The sequence below is a fragment of the Clostridium sp. CS001 genome (assembly GCF_020443565.1).
GTDB lineage: Bacteria > Bacillota > Clostridia > Clostridiales > Clostridiaceae > Clostridium_AD.
On sequence record NZ_JAIZZN010000007.1, the window covers coordinates 86,299 to 104,999 of the forward strand.

Genomic DNA, 18,701 nt, shown 5'->3' on the forward strand with positions numbered 1-18,701 from the left:
CAAGACATATTCAAATAAGCTAGCATGAACTCTTGTTACTTATTTGAATGTGCCTAAAATAACAATCTAAAAGCGAGGTGTTTCTTATTGTTTGATAGTATATCCGAAGATAAAACATATAAAAATTTATTTAATGGTGAATGGGTTAGCTCTATTAATACTATAGATATTTTTTCTACCGTTGACAATAGCTTGGTAGGTAGAATTCCAGCTATGAGCAAAGATGAGGCCAGTGTAGTTATTGAAAATTCAAAGTCCTCCCAAAAGGAATGGGCTGCTATGGCCATTAGCGCAAGAGCTGCAATTCTCCACAAATGTGCTAACTTAATTGATGAAAATGTTGATTACCTATCGCAAATCATGCAAAAGGAAATTGCAAAAGATAATCATTCCTGCATCGCTGAAATAAAAAGAACTGCTGATTTTATAAGATTTACCGCAGATGCTGGTAAACATTTGGAAGGGGAGACTATTGGTGCTGATAATTTTCCTGGTTTCAAGAAAAATAAAATTTCCTTTGTAACTAGAGTACCTGTTGGCACTGTTCTTGCCATTTCCCCTTTCAATTATCCTATTAATCTTTCTGCTTCTAAAATTGCACCAGCCCTTATTGGTGGAAATAGTGTAATTTTAAAGCCCCCTACTCAAGGCTCTATTAGTGCACTTCATCTTGCTTGCATTTTTCACGAAGCAGGTGTTCCTCGCGGAGTTATAAACACGATAACGGGAAGAGGCTCTGAAATAGGTGATTACTTAGTTACCCACAAGGACATTAACTTTATAAACTTTACTGGAAGCACTGAGGTAGGTCTCCATATAGCCTTAATTGCTGGCATGGTACCTATGATTATGGAACTTGGCGGAAAAGATGCTGCCATAATATTAAGCGATGCTGATATTCAAGGTGCCGCAAAAGATATTGTTACTGGTGCCTTTAGCTATTCTGGTCAAAGATGTACTGCAGTAAAAAGAGTTTTAGTTATAGAGGATGTTGCAGATATCCTTATTGACGAGTTGATGAAAAATATTAAATTGCTAAGGGTAGGTAACCCAGAAGATGGCTGCGAGATAACTCCCCTTATAGACAATCGCAGTGCAGACTACATCCAAGAACTTATAGATGATGCAATTGCTCAGGGCGCTACTTTATTGTTTGGAAACAAGCGAAAGGGAAATTTAGTTTACCCAACTTTATTTGATAACATTACTACAAATATGCGGCTAGCTTGGGAGGAACCCTTTGGACCTGTACTCCCTGTTATTAGGGTTAAAGATATTAATGAAGCCATTGAGATAGCTAACAAATCTGTGTATGGGCTTCAATCTTCTGTTTATACTAAAAATATAGATGATGCCTTTAATATTGCAAACCGATTAGAAGTAGGCACTGTTCAAATTAATAATAAAACCGAAAGAGGCCCTGACCATTTTCCTTTCTCTGGAACAAAATCCTCTGGTATGGGTACTCAAGGTATAAGATATAGTATTGAAGCTATGACTAGACCTAAAGCAATAGTTTTACTCATAAATCCATAATATAATTAATAATTCAACAATAAATAGTAAAAGAAGCAGGTTTTATAAACTGCTTCTTTTACTATTTAAATCATCCAAATTACCTTGGATTATATTTCTTACTACTTCTGAAATATCAGCTTTTTCTTCTTTTGACATACCCTCAAGATATATAGGCTTGCCTATTATAAGCTTGGCATTTGCTTTCTTAACTTTTCCATTGTTGCCTTCCATGGCTTTATTAGTATCATAAATAGTTATAGGAACAATAGGAACTCCAGCTTTTATTGCTAGTCTCATGCTGCCCTTCTTAAATTCTCCCATAACGTTGCTTCTACTTCTAGTCCCTTCCGGAAAGATAATCATAGAATATCCATTTTTCAAATTTTCTACACCCTCCGTAATTGCTTTTAAAGCCTCTCTTGGGTTCTCTCTATCCAAAAACACACAATGGATTTGCCTCATCCAATAATTCACTATTGGTATCTTTTCCATGTCTTTTTTAGCAATTGCACCTGTAAGCCTGTCCGTATTAGCGAGTATTGCTGGTATATCAAGATTACTTTGATGATTTCCAACAAAAACACAAGGTTCTTTTGGTATGTTTTCTCTTCCTGTTACCGTCAAACTTAACCCTGCAATTTTAAGCACAAAGTTAGACCACGTTCTAACTGTATTAGCTAGATAAGCATCTGTCTCTTTTTTACCTTTATGCTTTATTATACTCTTAAGCTTTACTTTCTTAGTATTTATCCAAATTAGATTAATAATGAAACAAAAATAAAAATATATAGTTCTCATATCTATATCCTTTCATGTATCCTCGATTTAGTTACAACTATAATTATACTAGTTAATAAATCTTATATCAATTTCTTTTAGATATTGATATCTTTTTATAAAGATTGGTAAAACTATTTATGTAAGTATATAAATTACTTTTGTAAAGGTATTTATAAATAAATTATATATAGGAGATTAAGCTATGAAAAATAGAAACTATTTAAAGTACACCTTATTCTATGGTCTTTTATTATTTGTAATTATAACTACAGGTTGCAGTTCCACTATAAAAACCAACTTAAATTTAGAAAATAACATAGTTACTCATTTCATAGATGTAGGCCAAGGTGATTGTACACTAATTCAAGTAAATAATAAAAATCTATTAATTGATAGTGGTACTCCAGATTCAAAAGAGAGTGTAATCAGGTATCTAAAAAATAATAATATCAAAAATCTTGATTATGTAATTGCAACTCATCCTCATGACGACCACATAGGTGGTATGGATAGCATAATCAAAAACTTTGTAGTAGGTGAATTTTATGCTCCCAAAGTTACCGCTTCTACAGAATCCTTTGAATCCATGATTGGGTCCTTGAAAAATAAAGGCCTTAAAATAAAAGTAGCCAAATCCAATATAAAACTAGATTTAGGCCCTGATACAAGCTGTATTATGCTATCCCCCAATAAGTTGAGCTATAAAGATACAAATAACTACTCCTGCGTCATAAAGGTATCTTACAAAAACTCTACTTACTTATTTACGGGTGATATGGAAAATCTAATTGAACAAGAACTTTTAAATAAAGGCTATGACTTAAAATCTGATGTACTTAAAGTTGCCCATCATGGTAGTAACTCATCAACCTCACAACAATTTCTAAACAAAGTCTCTCCACAAATTGCAGTAATAAGTTGTGGCGTCGCAAATATTTACGGTCATCCAACCAAAGAAACTCTAGATAAACTAAAGAAAGTAAATTGTACTGTATATAGAACCGATTTAGATAAAAATATTATACTCATAAGCGATGGTGTAGCTATAAATAGACTAATCACAAATTGAGTCTTTTTTATTTCCAATCCTTATCTATAATATCCCATACCATCTTTCCCACTCTAGATATAGTAGTTATCCCATAAACATTGTTAGGTAAGTTACTAGCCATTACTGTAAAAAGGAACTTTCCCTTTGGGATCATAATTAATACTGTATCATTTTCAACAGTTTCAAGGCTACCTCCCTTACTTGCAATATTAGCTTGGATTTGCCTAGGCACATAAAAAGGTATTTTGTTAGTAACTTGTTGTTTTTTTAATATATTTATAATTAGGTCACTATTTTCTTCACTTAAGTATTGCTTTAGATACAGTAACTTAAAGCATTTACTCAGATCATAGCTACTAGTAGTATTTTCTAATTCTTCTTGCTCTAATTTGATTTCTGTTGTAACCCTTTTCAAATTTGTGTTTCTTATGCCCATTTCTTTAAACAATTGATTTATTCTCTCCATGCCTAAAACTTCAATAATCTTATTTGCTGCAGTATTATCACTTTGTATAAGCATTGCTATAAATAAATCAAATAGCGTGTATTCTTTTCCAGAAAACTCATGAATTATTCCATTTGTGCCATGGACTTTATCTTCTAATTCTATTTTAATTTTAGACTCTAATTGCACTTTACCATTTTCCACTTCTTTAAGTAAAACCATTGCCAGTGGTAGCTTTATGCATCCAGCTGACACCATTTGTTTATTCTCATGCATTCCATAAAGATATCCACTTTCTATTTCTTCAAAATAGAAACTGTATTTACCTTCCCTTGTGTCTAAGTACTTTTTTATTACTTTCATGATCTCCTCCTGATTTCCCTTGTTTTCTGTGGCATATAAATCCCAAAAACTCTATTTGCTATATTATACACCATAGGAAGCAAAATATAAATGATATAATGCAATTAATGAAATATTTTCACCTTTTCAACATCCTATAATAATATAATTTAAATTTTGAAACTATTTACTTTTGGATTACCACTTCTCTATCCAAATTTTTACCATCTTGTGACAACTTAATAGTATTTACACCTTTAATAATTTTTAAATCAAAAAAAGTTTCTACTTTTATATAATCGCTGCCGTTAACGCTTATGAAATATTTTGAAATCATATAACTATTTAGAAATGCTCCTCCAGTAAAGTTCTCTACTCCTTTTTCATCATTCTTCAAATCTTTCTTTGCAAATATTAATGTAGGTATTTTATCATTATCAGTATTTACGTACTCTATCTTAGGAGATTTGTTAAAAACCTCTGTACTATTAACAAATATACTTGGTTTAACAAATCCTTCCTTTGTTTCTATAGTAGGAAGCTGTTTTTCTTTTAAAAAAGTAATTTCAGAGTTACTTTTTAGCTCCCCATATTTATTGTTATCTACAGATATACTATAACTTTCGTAATAGATTGACATGTTTTTTATATATTTATTAGTATCTTTTAAATGCTCAACTTTAACTTTTGCTATTCCCTTGTTTATTATTTCAACAGCACTTAATGGGATCTCTTTCTCTTTCATATAACATCCATTTACACCATCTATCATTACCCATTTTTTATATTTATCACTCCATATTTCACATACGCTAAAAAATGATTTGCTCTTATTGCTTTTATCCGTGCTCCTTAGTAAACCATGTCTCACATTTATACCAACCGAAGCTAAACATTCTTCATACATAGATGCATAATCACTATCTGATATGCCACTTCCATTGAAGGCTGCTTCCATTATATCAATGGCATTTTTATCACTGGTCATAGATTTACTTTGTGCTTTTACGTTTTTATTAATAAATTCCATTATTTTTATAGAATTATCAAGTTGATCAGCCTTACTATCTATAAGTTTAGCTAATCCATACTTAGTTTTAAGTTTTAATAAATTGTCATTCTGAGAATTCAGGTAGTAAAAGTGAATATTATCTCCACCATAAATATTGTCCCATTTCGTAACATTTAATCCCTTTTGATTATTGCTAAGATTGGTTCTAGTTTTATAATTCCAAAAAACTACTGCTGCTGTTATAAGCATAAAAATTACTACCCTAATAATAAAACTCTTTCTTTTCATAACTCCTCCTCTTGCCATCTAATTTAGGCACAAATCTAAATTATGTTATACTCATTAATAAATTCATATTTATTAATGAGTATAACATAATCATGGCAAAATTACATAAAAAAAGACCGACGGATTATAAACTTTTTAACCGTCGGTCTTTGTATTATTTAGCTATTGGACCAGCCTCTTTTATGCCTTCTGAAATTCCATTGAATTTTTTAAAGTTTTCACTAAATTTAAATGCTAATTCATTAGCTTTTTTAGTATACTTTTCTTTATTATCCCATGTGTTTTCTGGATTTAATATTTCAGATGGAACATTTGGAACAGAGTTTGGCACTGCTACTTTAAATATTGGATGATGTGTATACTCCACATCTTTAAGTGATCCTTCTAGCGCTGCCTTTACCATAGCTCTTGTGTATGAAAGTTTCATTCTTGAACCTTCTCCATACTGGCCACCAGTCCAACCTGTATTTACTAAAAACACTTCTGTATTGTGTTTATCTATTCTTTCCCCTAAAAGTTTAGCATAAACTGAAGGTTTCATAAGCATGAATGGTTCTCCAAAGCAAGATGAAAAAGTTGCTGTTGGCTCTGTAATTCCACGTTCTGTACCTGCAAGCTTACTTGTATATCCCGAAATGAAATGATACATTGCAGCTTCTTTTGAAAGCTTTGAAATTGGTGGAATAACTCCAAAAGCATCTGCTGTTAGGAATATTATTGTATTAGGATGTCCACCTATTCCACTTAGCTCAGCATTCTCTATGTACTCTAAAGGATATCCCCCTCTAGTATTTTCTGTTAAACTATCATCATCATAATTAGGTACATTATTGTGATCAAGTACAACATTTTCAAGTAAAGCACCAAATTTTAATGCTGAAAAAATTTCTTTTTCATTTTCTTTATTAAGCTTTATAGCTTTAGCATAACATCCACCTTCAAAGTTAAACACACCCTTGTCACACCAACCATGTTCATCATCACCAATAAGCTTTCTACTTGCATCTGCTGACAATGTTGTTTTTCCCGTTCCTGATAGACCGAAGAATACTGCAGTATCACCATCTTTACCTATATTAGCAGAGCAGTGCATTGGGAATACACCTCTTAGAGGTAATAGGAAATTCATTATTGAAAAAATAGATTTCTTGATTTCTCCTGCATATTGAGTTCCACCAATTAATACAATTTTTTTATCAAAGTTAATTATAATGAAAGCCTCAGAATTTACTCCATCACTTGCGCCTTTAGCCTTAAAGCCTGGTGCTGCTATTACTGTAAATTCAGCTTCATGTGTTGAAAGCATATCTTTATCTGGTCTTCTAAATAATTGATTTGAAAGTAAAGCCTCTGATGCAAGTTCATTTACAACTCGTATAGGTAGTTTATATTCTTCCATAGCACCAACATAACCATCAAAAACAAATAAATCTTTATCTCCTAGGTACTCACATACTTGACTATATAAATTTTCAAATATTTTTTCTTCAATTGGTAAATTTACGCTACCCCAATTTATTAATTCATTAACGCTGTCTTGTGACACTATGAATCTATCCTTAGGGGATCTTCCTGTATACTTCCCTGTATTTACAACCAATGCACCTGTTTCTGATAAAGTACCTTCTTCTCTAATTAAAGCAAAACTTACTAAGTTAGGTACTGATAAATTCCTGTATATTTTTTTTGATGTGAAAATGTTTAAGTAATCTAAGTTTTCTAAGCAATTCATAATGTTACCCCCCGTTACTAAATTTTTTATTTTTTTATATTTAATGTTATTTAATAATTAGTTACATAATAATATATCTTCAATACCTATTAAGTTTTGTTACTATACTAATATATTACAACATTTAATTAAAAATGCAAGAAAAAAATTATAAATATATTAATTTAATGTTTTTTTGAATAGTTACTTTCATTATGATTACTTATTGCATTTATAGCATACTCTAATATGTTTTCATGATGTATTATTTCATCTAAGATTTATACCACCTAATAATTGCATAATTGGCTTTATATCAAGGTTATGAGCATAAACTAAATTATATTTAGTTTAATTCTAATATAATAAAATTTAGTTTATCATATAAAATCATTGTTAAACCTTTATCAAAAAGATTGATATACTTCTTTAAAAATCATGCAATAAAAAAACTTCAGGGAAAGTTTAACCCTTCCCTGAAGCTATTTATATTATAAAACTAAAAATCATACTTTAAGTATCCATTATCATATAATTTATTCTCTTATCATATATACTGCACCTACTACTATAACAATCCCCACTATTTGCATAATTCCAATATTCTCATGTAATATAAAAAACGATATAATCATCGCCGTTGGTATTTCGATATTCCCAATTATAGATACCTTTAGTGACCCTATGCGCTTTATGGCTGCATATAATAAAGTTAGTGGTATAATCTCACAAAACACAGCAAGAATAGTCGTATATAAAAGTAAACTTGTATTCACTTCACCACTAAAAACAAATATAGGAAACTTGTATATCATAAGAGATAATAACGAGAATAGCGTTGAATATGCATTAATTGTTAGGGGTTCTAATCCTTGCAACTTTTCTTCACTATAAATATTCATGAAGGCGTAAAACATTGCACACATTAATGCAACTGCAACTCCTATAATAGAATATTTAAGCTGCCCCGATAGTATATCTAAAGTTAAAACACAACCGAAAAATGCTAGGAGCACAGCAAAAAGCTTTTTATATCCTAAATGACTTTTCTTAAAAACAGCTGAATATACAAACACTATTAAAGGATAAGTGTATAACAATATAGCCACTACTTCCATGGGCAGGTAGTTAAAGGATATATAATAAAGAACAGTCATAAATGTATTTCCAACTATGCCAAGTATGGCTAACCTTAATAACTGTAGCCTTGTAATTTTAAAAGACTTTTTATCAAAAACATACATAAGAAGAAACATTAATGGTACAGCTATCATATATTGCAACGTTAATAAACTTATAGAGTCAATTCCTCCTACATAAGCCATCTTTACAAAAAGACCTGCACTTCCAAATAATATAGCCGAGAGAATTGAGTAAATATATCCTTTTTTCAAAGAAACACGCCTTTCTTAATAAAATAAAATAAAATCAGGGATTTTTAACACTTGATTATCTTTACCCTTAGTGTAACTTTCTTTAAGCTTTTGAGCCTTATCATAATTCTCTAAAATGGTTTTTTTAGTGTAATCATCATGAGAAGCATCTAAGCCTTCATAGGCCTTTGATATATTATAAAACCCTTTTTCTAAATTTTGTTCAAAAGTAATGTAATAACAACCAGCATTATTTAAAGTTAAAATATCTTTCTGATCTGCACTATAAGCACTTTTAATTTCCACTTTAGCTAGCTCTGGCTTATTTTCTGTCATGTATATAGTAGCCAATGTTCTGTGATACTTAGGATCTAACTCATTTAGTTTACTACATACCTTTAAAATTTCTATGGCATCCTCTATTTTATTATCAGATAACTTTATTAAAGCCATATTATACTTTATATCTGCATCCTGTGGTTTGATAACTGCTGCTAAATTAAAGCATTCTAGTGCCTTAGCACTATCATTGGAGGTGTACCAATAATAATTTGCAAAGTTAAGCATTATATTATAATTATAAGGTTCCTTAATTAATGCAGTTCTAAAATAGGGCTCTGCAGTAAGCTTTTTAGCTTCTTGTTTTAATATTTCTGGCATTAAGAATCCATAATTATCTGGATAATCCTTATTAAGTTCTATAGATTTATTGCAATATTCTTTAGCCTTTTCGTAATCTTTCTTGTAAAGATAATACCACCCCGCACTATGATATGCTCTATAGTCATCTGGATGCTGCAGGATTACATCTTGGATAAGCTTATCAGACTTTTCAATCTCATTCATATTCTTGTAAACATTAGCACTTATTAGTTTAATTTGTATAGTCCCTACATCCTTATTAGAAATCTCACTTAATAATTTATTTGCCTCATCTACAGTGTCAGCGCTTAATGAATATATCTTAGCTAACCATATTTTATAAACTAAGTCATTAGGGTGTTTTTGTGAAAGAGCCGTTACATTTTGCAAAAGAGCATCTTTATTATATAAGGATATTTGTGCTAACACATCATATACCTTGTATTCATCCTTATTAAGTTCCCATGCACGTCTTAACTGGCTATACCCTTCTTCCACTTTATCCACAAGCATTAACATTCTAGAATATTCTGCAATATCATAGGAAGACTTCTCATCCACAGGATAACTTAGGATAATCTCTTTTGCTTCATTAATCTTGTTATTCCCCATGTAAATTGTAAACATGGTTTTTATAAGTCCTTTATCTTTAGGATATTTGCTTAATGCAATCTCCCCATCTTTTAAGGCCTCTTCATGTTTTCCATTCATAAACTCTGTAAAGATTATGTAGTTATAGGTATTTACGTCTATCTTTTCATATTTCTTTGCAATATCAATATATTTTGACGAGCTACTTAAATCTCTCTTAACAGAATAAACCTCAGCTATTTTAACATTCCATATTGGAGAATCAGAATGCTCCTTTGCAAGTTTACCGTATTTTTCAATAGCCAAATCATATTCCTGTGCAAAGTAATGTTTTTCCGCTTGTATTTCTAATTCACTCAAATACCTGTTTTTTTGTGTTATAGTTAAAATAACAATACCTATAATTGCAACAAATAATATTCCTAAATATAGTGCTTTTGTTTTACCTTTTATCTCCCTTGGTTTACTTAATTGTAACACAGACTTTAAGTTGTCTAACTTCAACATAATATCACCTCTTTATAGTAATATTCTAACAAATACCAAACTAAAAAGCCACAATAATTATAAGTTATATTATATATTAGACATTTATGCAACTATGATATAAAATTATAATGATTAAACCATATAATTATTAGGTACCGAGGAGTACCACAGGAGGGTTATTTTGAAAAAATCACGAAGGCGTAAATACAATAGAAAAAAAATAATATCAAGGTTATGTTTATTACTATTTTTTTCTATAGCCTTAATCTTCGTTACCATTAAAACTATTTCCTTTTCTTTGAATAAGTTTAGTGGAAATAAAGCTATTTCTGAACAAGGTCAATCAAAGCCCAATAAAGATGATGCTTCTATCACCAATGGTGCATCTAATACTTCAAATGAAGTTATTATCCCTCCTAAAGTAGAGGACAAGAATACAGAGGTCCTGATGTCTGCTGTAGGCGACTGTACTATTGGAACTGACAATAAATTCAACTATGAAACTAGTCTACCTGCCATGGTAGTAAACCATGATAATGATTTTTCTTACTTGTTTAAAAATGTGTCTAGTATTTTTAGCGCCGACGATGTTACCATCGCCAACTTAGAAACAACCTTTACGGATTCTACAGACAAGGCAGATAAGCAATTTAACTTCAAAGCCTCTAGTGATTATGCTAAAAGTCTACCACTGGGCTCCATTGAAGGAGTTAATCTTTCCAACAACCATATTTACGATTATAATCAAAAGGGATTTCAAGATACAAAGCTTGCCCTTGAAAAGGAAAAAGTAGCCTACTTTGGAGAAGGTTCAAAATGGATAACCAAAATTAAAGAGCAGCCCTTTGGATTTTTAGGTTATAGAGGTTGGTCCTTAGATAAAAGTTTTCTAAATAAATTGAAAGAAGATATTGCAGAATTAAAAAAGACTAATTCAGTTGTAATTATAAACTTTCACTGGGGAAATGAAAACCAGTACTATCCTATAGATGCACAAAAGGAACTAGCTCATTTTGCCATTGATAATGGAGCAGATATAATTCTTGGACATCACCCTCATGTAATTCAGGGGATTGAACAATATAAAAATAGAATTATAGCTTATAGCTTGGGGAATTTCTGCTTTGGAGGTAATTCTAATCCATCGGACAAAACCACCTTTATTTTTCAAAGTAATTTTAAGTTCGTAAATAATAGTTTAACTTCTATAGGTATCCGCGTTATTCCATGTAGTATATCTTCAGTGGATTATAGAAATGATTATTGCCCAACTCCCCTTAAAGGTGATGCTAAGATAAACCTACTGACTAAATTAAATAACCTCTCAGAGCATGCTGGTTTTAAAATAAGCGATGATTTCTTCTATATAAATATCAATAATAATTAACTACAGTTAAAGGATGTGTTCAAAATTAAAATTCAGTCGTTGCTCAGTATATTAGTTTCAAAATTTATTATGAAATTATCAAAATTCTTATTTAAAGGTGGCACAAATTTCCCGGGAAAAATTGCCTTAAAACTTGATAAGGATATATTAAAAACCATAGCGGCCAATTATGAGGTTATACTTATAACCGGTACTAATGGTAAAACCACTACTACAAGCATGATTTATAGTATTATAAAGGAAAGTAATAAGCAAGTTATAACTAACAATACTGGTGCAAATATGTATACGGGAATAGTAGCCTGTTTTATTTCTAATTATTCTTTTAAAAAATCTAAAGAAGAAAAGATTGCTGTCATAGAAGTCGATGAAGCCAACGTTAAATTTATAACTGAATATATATCTCCAAGTATAATCACTATTACAAATCTATTCAGAGATCAATTAGACCGCTATGGCGAGGTATACACTACTTTAAAAAAGATATTAGAAGGCATAGAAAAGACACCAAACTCCACTCTTATACTTAACGGAGATGAATCTTTATTTGGAAACTTAAATCTTAAAAATCCAATAGTATATTATGGTTTTGGTACTAAAATTAATGAAAATAAAACTGTAGATACAAACGCAGATGCTAAATTTTGCACAGTATGCAAGGCACCTTATGAATATAATTTTATTACATATAACCATTTAGGGGATTTCTACTGCTCAAAGTGCAGCTACAAACGCCCTTCTCTTAATTATCATGTAGATGAAATTGTTGATTTAAATCCTAATGGGTCCACAGTCTACATTAATAATAAGCAATATTATATAAACCAACCTGGAACTTATAATATTTATAATGCCCTATGTGCATACTCTGTAGCCAAGGAGCTACATGTTCAAGATAATATCATAGAGCACTGTCTTAAAACCGTAGCTAGTAGCTTTGGTAGGCAAGAAACATTAAGTATTGATGGTATGGAAGTTAAGATAGTATTAGTTAAAAATCCTGCTGGCTATGATGAGGCTGTAAACACCATTAAATTAGACACAAGAAAAATAAACTTATCCCTTCTTTTAAATGATAATTATGCTGATGGAAAAGATGTTTCTTGGATTTGGGATGTAAATTTCGAAGCTTTAACTAGCCTTAATATTAACAAAGTTATGATATCTGGCATACGGTTATATGATATGGCAATACGACTTAAGGTAGCTGGTTTTGATCCTTCCTCTTTCCTATTATGCGCAGAGGAAGAAGCATTACTAAAAGAAATAAAAGCTTGTGATGGTGATGTTGTTTATGTTCTGGCTACTTATACCGCAATGATAAACTTACGAAAGTTTTTGCATGCTAAAGGATACATAGATAAAATCTGGTAGCATATAATAACTCAAATAAAAATTAAGAATATATTAAAACTTAAAATTTTAGTTAGAAGGTGAATTACATGATGGATAATATGGAAATTAACATTTGTCACTTATATCCTGACTTACTTAATGTATACGGGGATGTAGGAAATATTTTAATATTAAAACATAGAGCTGAGAGTAGATGCATCAAAGTAAACATCATTAACATATCCATAGGTGATACTTTTAAAGCAGAGTACTATGATATTGTATTTTTCGGTGGAGGACAAGATTATGAGCAGGCAATAGTTTCCCCTGACTTAATAAATTCAAAGAAATTAGCTATAGATGATTACATACAAAGTGGTAAAGTATTCTTGGCTATTTGCGGTGGATATCAATTGCTTGGGAAATACTATACCACTCCGGAAGGTGAAAAGCTTCAAGGTCTTGATATTTTAGATATCTACACAGAAGGTGGGGATAAAAGGTTCATAGGCAATACAATTATTCATAATGAAGCCTTTAATGAAACCTATGTAGGCTTTGAAAACCATTCTGGAAGAACTTATATAAATGGCTTAACACCACTTGGCATTGTTAAATCGGGCTATGGTAATAATGGCGAAGACGGTTACGAAGGTTGTATTTATAAAAATACTTTTTGTACTTATTTTCATGGCTCCCTTTTGTCAAAAAATCCTGAGTTAGCTGATAGAATACTTACACTAGCCTTAAAAAATAAGTATGATGAGGTAGCTTTAACTTCCTTAGATGATAGTTTCGAAATTAAAGCTAAAGAATTTATAATTAGCAGAGAAGCTTCTAAATAGATGAAACCCTGGAAGGTCAACCTTCTGGGGTTTCATCTATTTAATACCTCCATTCTTGTCATCTTTTCTTTTTCCTCTTGGGTTAAATCATTAAATGTCCTAAATACATATCCTTGGTTTTTAAAATAACTTATAACTTCTTGAAGTGAATCTACCGTAGTTCTTTTATAATAAGAATCGTGCATTAGAACTACCGCCATACTTACTCCTCTAGATTGAGCTATAACATTATCTTTAAGCTTAAAGGCTTGAATATTTTGGCCAAGTGCATCATCTGAAGATACATTCCAATCCACATAGTTTATGTTTCTCTTTTTAAGTGTGGTTTTAATGTTTTGTAAAGTTTCTGAATTAGAAACTAAATTATCTGAACCCCCAGGCATTCTTATGTATGAAAAATTGCTTTTATTTATAATATTTTTAATGACATTGTTACACTTTTCCATATCTTTAAAATAAGCTTCAGTACTTTTATAAATGTCGCTATAATTGTGAGTATATGTATGGGGTGCTATACACATTCCACTATCATTCACTTTCTTAATAATTTCCGGATACATTTGTGCCCTTTGTCCAATTACAAAGAATGTTGCCTTAACACCATTATGATTTAAAATATCTATTATGCCTAAAGTATTATTAATAGATGGACCGTCGTCAAATGTTAGAAAAACTTCTTTAGGATAAATTGATGTAGCTTTAGAAAAACCCGAACATATAAAACATGTAAAGCATGCAAAACAGGTACTAATCAAAATTATTAGCACATTTCTTTCTCTCCATGGTTTCATAACCTTCCCTCCTTCCTTGTGTTTATTGTGGTTAATAATTAACATATCATTATGATATGCTAATTTAGGAAAATAATAAGTGGAAACTTATCCCGCTTGTTGAATGCATCACATGTTTAAAATAAAAAAAGATGTAGATTTAGGTAAATCCCAAATCTACATCTTTTTTTCTAATTGAATAGCAAAGCTAAAATACTTTATAGAATCAGCTATATGTCCTAGCTTGTGGTACATATTCCCCATTTCTAAATATCTTGAATATATATCTTGCTTAGTTCCAAATTTTAAAAGCGAATCTAAAGATAAGTTCATATACATCTCAGCACTAGCTGATTGTCCTTGTTTATCGAGTATAGTAGCTTTATAATAATAGCTTTTTTCAACAAACTGAATGTTATCTAAATTTATTGCATAATTTAAAACTTCATCAGAAATAGATTGTGCAAGGCTTAGCATGTCATTTTCAATAAGTTCCTCAATACTATCTAGCATAAAGTTAACTAGACCTGCCTTGTCTGATCTAGGGTAGCAGTTTAAACCATTATTTATATATTCTACAGCCTTATCTTTCATATTGCAGTCAAACATTGTAGACGCATAATTGTAAATAGCCTTTGCTTTACTAGTATCATTATCTTTATATAATTCATATGATTTTTTTTCATATTCTTTAAACTTTCCATTTCCTACCCTTATAGACAACACTGCTAACATGTGGTATATCTCAGCGGCTTTAAATTCAGTATCTACGTGTTCTAGCAAATCTAATAATCTAATGCCCACTTCATATGCACGCTCATAGTTTTTTAGCATAATACTACAGGCAGCTTCATTATAAGTTACTATTATTAGCTTTTTATAATTATTGATTTTGCTCTCATTTAATCCTCTTCTAACATTACAATAATAACTTGCTGCTTGCAGATAGTCCTCTTTTATATATAAGTGCCTTGCCATGTCTATATAGTAAGTTAACTTACTATCTTCTAAAGATGTTTTTAAGTATAAATCATAATATATAGAACTAATTGATTGCACCTTCGGGAAGTCTTTTCTATCTAAATAAAAGTTAAATAGCATATGTGTTAGTTCAATGGCTAAATCATAATAATTATACTTCTGGGCAAATTCCAAGTTATAGGATACTTTAACTTCGTAATCGTCATCCTTTACGCCATTGCCATAGTCATTCAAATCCTTAATGTTTTCCTCAATTTGTTCTTTTATATTTTCATTCAAATACGCAACATCAACGTCCAACTTTTTACTAATAAGTTCTACTATCCAAGGTTCTGCCATGACCTTGTTATTTTCTATACAACTCATTTTAGATACTGATACTCTTCCATCACATATATCCTTTAAGGTATAGCCTTTATATATTCTAGTCCTTTTTATCTTTTCTCCCGTTGATAATATCTCCATATTCATCACCTATCCACAGATTAAATAACTATCTTATGCATCTAAACACAAAATAGTTTAACTTAAATTACTTAATTATTCCTAATTTATTGAATAATTCTACACCCTCATTTAGGTATTTAGCGGCATCTTTATCTTTACCACCATCCATATAAAACTTTCCAAGCATTATAGATATTTCAGCTGCTTCTTTTGTTTGTTCCTGCTCTTTTACAAAATTAAGTGCTTGTAATAAAGTGTTTTCCGCTTCAATGGCATTTCCTTCTAGCAAATCAACTCTATATTTTAATAAGTAATACCTACTTAAAGCTTTATAATTACCCTCTTCTACATATCCTAATATATCCTCTAAAGCTTCTTTCGCTTTATCTATTAGCTTAAGTTTAATATAATTATCACATATATTAGCTAATGTATCTATTAACTTTGAATCATTACTTGTTTGTCTTATTACCTTGGCTTTATTCAAATGTATAAAGGATTCTTCTATATTTTCAAACTCGTAAAATAACCTACCTAAGTTATTTTCAATCTCAGATATATAATTTAAATTGTCAATTTCATAAAATACTTCTAAAGTAATTTTTGAATACTTTATAGCGTTTACAATATCACCTTTTTCATTATATTCGTTTGATAATACCATAAGTGAGTTGGCATATTCTTTCTTACTATCTATTTGTGCAAACTTTTTTTGTGCTAAATATGAATATTTTATAGCACTTTCTATATCATCTAGCTTAAAATAAGTGTAACCTATGTAGTAAAATATTTCGCCTAATAGAAAATCATTTGCAACTTCATTGTCCATAAAAACTTTTTCAGCTTGTCCGAAATAACTTGCCGCAGAATGGTACCCCTTCAATTCTAGTGCTATTATTCCAAGCTTTAAAAAGGTTCTAATTACTTCTTCATAAGAGTTTGTTTTTATGAAAATAACATTTGAAGAAAGAAAGACTTGTTGAGCTGCAGAAATCTCTTTCCTCTTTATGTATATTTCACCTCTTAAGTATAGATTTTTGGCTTTTCTATATTCAAGCTTGTACTTTTCACAATAATATAAAGACTTTTCGATATTTTGCTCAGCCTGTATTAAATCACCATTTAAAATAAGTGCTTCAGCAATATTTTCATAAAATAAACATATTTTTTCAGCCTGAGATTCCTCTGATTCCATTAGATATTCAGAGGACGTATTTAGAGTATTTGCCAAATAATCTAATAAATCCATGCTAGGATTAGATTTACCTGATTCAACTAGACTAATTTGTCCTGGGGTTATTCTTTCTCCTGCAAGGTCTTTTAACGTCATATTAAATTCTTTTCTTTTTCTCTTTATTTTTTCTCCTAAAGATAATATCTCCATAATCACTCTTCCTTTACTGCATGGTAGTATATGTAAATTAATGTCAAATAAAAGGACTGTTAGACAATTTTAATTTAATTATAACATAGTTTACCTTTAAACTGCAAAATACTTGAATAAAATTTAGAATTTTCAGTAACAATGTTAAAAGCCTTTAAACTATATCAACCGATATAGTTTAAAGGCTTTAATTATACTTTTACAAATTCAAATAAATAACAAGTCAAAGACGACACAGCTAATTACTTTCGTGAGACTATAAAATATAATCCTTCATGTTATCATACATATCTCCTGCCATGCTCATTACTCTTTTACCTGTTTTTTTAACTCTTCTTTTTGTACCTCTATCCATATTTGGCATTAACATTGTAGCTGCCACTACTCCAATTACAGCACCTGCTGCCATCGGTGATATAAATTTTCTATGCATAAGTTACACATCCTTTCTTTAATTACTTAGTCCTTATAGGATGTGCAATTTTAAGATAATTAACCTACTTTTTTTAAGAGTATTGTTTAATTTTTAGAATCTATAACAATTATATTTTCTTGCCCTTTACTTACTATTTTTACAATCTCCTGTTTTACAGCTACGCTACTAACACTAATAATGTTTTTAAGTAGCCATTTTTCAACTGATTTATCAGACTTTATTGACAACTTTTCTTTGCACTTTTCATCAACAAGTTCATTAAATAAATCTCCCGTATGGCTATCCACCTTAACAAATATTACTTCAATACCACTACTCATTAGTTCTTGCATTTTTTTGTAATATTCTTTCGACGACTCTTCGCGCCTTTCCCAGAACCCCGTAGCATGATAACAAATCCCTATATAATCATGAAATATCACGACTTTTTTCTCACCTTTATTTATAGCATACTGAACGCCTTTTACTGCACCCTCTAGTTCTCCTGCTATTTGCCTTATATTCCTTAATGACTCATTCTTTCCTGCACCACTTTCTATGTATAAAACTATATTGTTTTTTACAGCTACCATTCCATAGGAATACTCCTCTGTAAAAGAATTATAGCTACCATCAACATAAACATGAAGACATTCACTAGGATAACTATTATCTTCTTTTTTTAATGAATCTTCTGTAGCATTCAAGAATTTCTTAGCTTCATTTATATCCTCAAAGCTCTTGTACTTAGCACCTTTTACACCCTTTACATATTTTAAGCACTCCGCCCAAGTGTCAACTATCTTATTTTCTATTTTTTCATTAGCACTAAAATTGAATCCTTCTTTTATTGCATAAACTTTCTTTCCCATTTTATCTGTTCTCCTCATCTTGT

General features: G+C 30.5%; 15 protein-coding genes and 1 pseudogene. 5 read left to right on the forward strand and 11 right to left on the reverse strand.

The genetic code is table 11. The features are described 5' to 3' along the window. Positions 1-87: 87 nt before the first annotated feature. Entirely contained in the window at positions 88-1,536 is a 1,449-nt protein-coding gene (locus LGK97_RS06830) for an NADP-dependent glyceraldehyde-3-phosphate dehydrogenase (RefSeq protein ID WP_264174983.1), read from the forward strand. 42 nt (positions 1,537-1,578) lie between these two features. Here LGK97_RS06830 and LGK97_RS06835 read toward each other — a convergent pair whose 3' ends face one another. Continuing rightward, positions 1,579-2,316, reverse strand: coding sequence for a lysophospholipid acyltransferase family protein (locus LGK97_RS06835; protein ID WP_226259008.1), 738 nt, complete (start codon positions 2,314-2,316; stop codon positions 1,579-1,581). A gap of 184 nt (positions 2,317-2,500) precedes the next feature. Here LGK97_RS06835 and LGK97_RS06840 point away from each other — a divergent pair, with 184 nt between their 5' ends. Further along, positions 2,501-3,367, forward strand: coding sequence for a ComEC/Rec2 family competence protein (locus LGK97_RS06840; RefSeq protein WP_226259009.1), 867 nt, complete (start codon positions 2,501-2,503; stop codon positions 3,365-3,367). Positions 3,368-3,374: 7 nt separating this feature from the next. On the opposite strand, the gene LGK97_RS06845 is transcribed toward LGK97_RS06840, so the two are convergent. The 5 genes from LGK97_RS06845 to LGK97_RS06865 form a co-directional block, all read right to left on the reverse strand. Beyond that, positions 3,375-4,157, reverse strand: a complete 783-nt coding sequence (locus tag LGK97_RS06845) for a serine hydrolase (RefSeq protein ID WP_226259010.1) — start codon at positions 4,155-4,157, stop codon at positions 3,375-3,377. Between the two features lie 166 nt (positions 4,158-4,323). Beyond that, entirely contained in the window at positions 4,324-5,436 is a 1,113-nt protein-coding gene (locus tag LGK97_RS06850) for a hypothetical protein (protein ID WP_226259011.1), read from the reverse strand. 154 nt (positions 5,437-5,590) lie between these two features. Further along, the gene (gene pckA, locus LGK97_RS06855) at positions 5,591-7,168 is read right to left on the reverse strand and encodes a phosphoenolpyruvate carboxykinase (ATP) (protein ID WP_226259012.1); all 1,578 of its coding nucleotides are present in this window, start codon (positions 7,166-7,168) and stop codon (positions 5,591-5,593) included. Between the two features lie 515 nt (positions 7,169-7,683). Next, a complete protein-coding gene (locus LGK97_RS06860; protein WP_226259013.1) occupies positions 7,684-8,541 on the reverse strand; it encodes a DMT family transporter in 858 nt (285 codons plus the stop codon). A 15-nt stretch (positions 8,542-8,556) separates the two neighbouring features. After that, positions 8,557-10,260 carry a tetratricopeptide repeat protein gene (locus LGK97_RS06865; protein ID WP_226259014.1) on the reverse strand — a complete coding sequence of 568 codons (1,704 nt, stop codon included), beginning with the start codon at positions 10,258-10,260 and terminating at the stop codon, positions 8,557-8,559. A gap of 163 nt (positions 10,261-10,423) precedes the next feature. On the opposite strand from LGK97_RS06865, the gene LGK97_RS06870 reads away from it, so the two are divergent. The 3 genes from LGK97_RS06870 (at position 10,424) to LGK97_RS06880 (ending at position 13,809) form a co-directional block, all read left to right on the forward strand. Next, a complete protein-coding gene (locus LGK97_RS06870) occupies positions 10,424-11,629 on the forward strand; it encodes a CapA family protein (RefSeq protein ID WP_226259015.1) in 1,206 nt (401 codons plus the stop codon). A gap of 15 nt (positions 11,630-11,644) precedes the next feature. Further along, positions 11,645-13,003, forward strand: a complete 1,359-nt coding sequence (locus LGK97_RS06875) for a MurT ligase domain-containing protein (protein ID WP_226259016.1) — start codon at positions 11,645-11,647, stop codon at positions 13,001-13,003. Between the two features lie 80 nt (positions 13,004-13,083). Further along, the gene (locus LGK97_RS06880) at positions 13,084-13,809 is read left to right on the forward strand and encodes a type 1 glutamine amidotransferase (RefSeq protein WP_226259076.1); all 726 of its coding nucleotides are present in this window, start codon (positions 13,084-13,086) and stop codon (positions 13,807-13,809) included. A gap of 32 nt (positions 13,810-13,841) precedes the next feature. On the opposite strand, the gene LGK97_RS06885 is transcribed toward LGK97_RS06880, so the two are convergent. The 5 genes and pseudogenes from LGK97_RS06885 to LGK97_RS06905 form a co-directional block, all read right to left on the reverse strand. Continuing rightward, complete coding sequence (locus LGK97_RS06885) at positions 13,842-14,600, reverse strand: polysaccharide deacetylase family protein (RefSeq protein WP_226259017.1); 759 nt, start codon at positions 14,598-14,600, stop codon at positions 13,842-13,844. Positions 14,601-14,756: 156 nt separating this feature from the next. After that, positions 14,757-16,025 (reverse strand): helix-turn-helix domain-containing protein, encoded by a 1,269-nt coding sequence (locus LGK97_RS06890; protein WP_226259018.1) that lies wholly within the window; start codon positions 16,023-16,025, stop codon positions 14,757-14,759. A gap of 67 nt (positions 16,026-16,092) precedes the next feature. After that, positions 16,093-17,391 carry a helix-turn-helix domain-containing protein gene (locus tag LGK97_RS06895; RefSeq protein WP_226259019.1) on the reverse strand — a complete coding sequence of 433 codons (1,299 nt, stop codon included), beginning with the start codon at positions 17,389-17,391 and terminating at the stop codon, positions 16,093-16,095. A gap of 256 nt (positions 17,392-17,647) precedes the next feature. Next, positions 17,648-17,824, reverse strand: a complete 177-nt coding sequence (locus tag LGK97_RS06900) for a YtxH domain-containing protein (RefSeq protein WP_226259020.1) — start codon at positions 17,822-17,824, stop codon at positions 17,648-17,650. A gap of 98 nt (positions 17,825-17,922) precedes the next feature. Further along, positions 17,923-18,678, reverse strand: a pseudogene (locus LGK97_RS06905) (viroplasmin family protein); the annotation flags it as partial. Positions 18,679-18,701: the final 23 nt, after the last annotated feature.

Bases quoted from the DNA above. Each gene is read 5' to 3' on its own strand.
- LGK97_RS06835 (WP_226259008.1), bottom strand. From the start codon at position 2,316: ATGAGAACTATATATTTTTATTTTTGTTTCATTATTAATCTAATTTGG.
- LGK97_RS06840 (WP_226259009.1), top strand. From the start codon at position 2,501: ATGAAAAATAGAAACTATTTAAAGTACACCTTATTCTATGGTCTTTTA.
- LGK97_RS06845 (WP_226259010.1), bottom strand. From the start codon at position 4,157: ATGAAAGTAATAAAAAAGTACTTAGACACAAGGGAAGGTAAATACAGT.
- LGK97_RS06850 (WP_226259011.1), bottom strand. From the start codon at position 5,436: ATGAAAAGAAAGAGTTTTATTATTAGGGTAGTAATTTTTATGCTTATA.
- pckA (WP_226259012.1), bottom strand. From the start codon at position 7,168: ATGAATTGCTTAGAAAACTTAGATTACTTAAACATTTTCACATCAAAA.
- LGK97_RS06865 (WP_226259014.1), bottom strand. From the start codon at position 10,260: ATGTTGAAGTTAGACAACTTAAAGTCTGTGTTACAATTAAGTAAACCA.
- LGK97_RS06880 (WP_226259076.1), top strand. From the start codon at position 13,084: ATGGAAATTAACATTTGTCACTTATATCCTGACTTACTTAATGTATAC.
- LGK97_RS06885 (WP_226259017.1), bottom strand. From the start codon at position 14,600: ATGAAACCATGGAGAGAAAGAAATGTGCTAATAATTTTGATTAGTACC.
- LGK97_RS06890 (WP_226259018.1), bottom strand. From the start codon at position 16,025: ATGGAGATATTATCAACGGGAGAAAAGATAAAAAGGACTAGAATATAT.
- LGK97_RS06895 (WP_226259019.1), bottom strand. From the start codon at position 17,391: ATGGAGATATTATCTTTAGGAGAAAAAATAAAGAGAAAAAGAAAAGAA.
- LGK97_RS06900 (WP_226259020.1), bottom strand. From the start codon at position 17,824: ATGCATAGAAAATTTATATCACCGATGGCAGCAGGTGCTGTAATTGGA.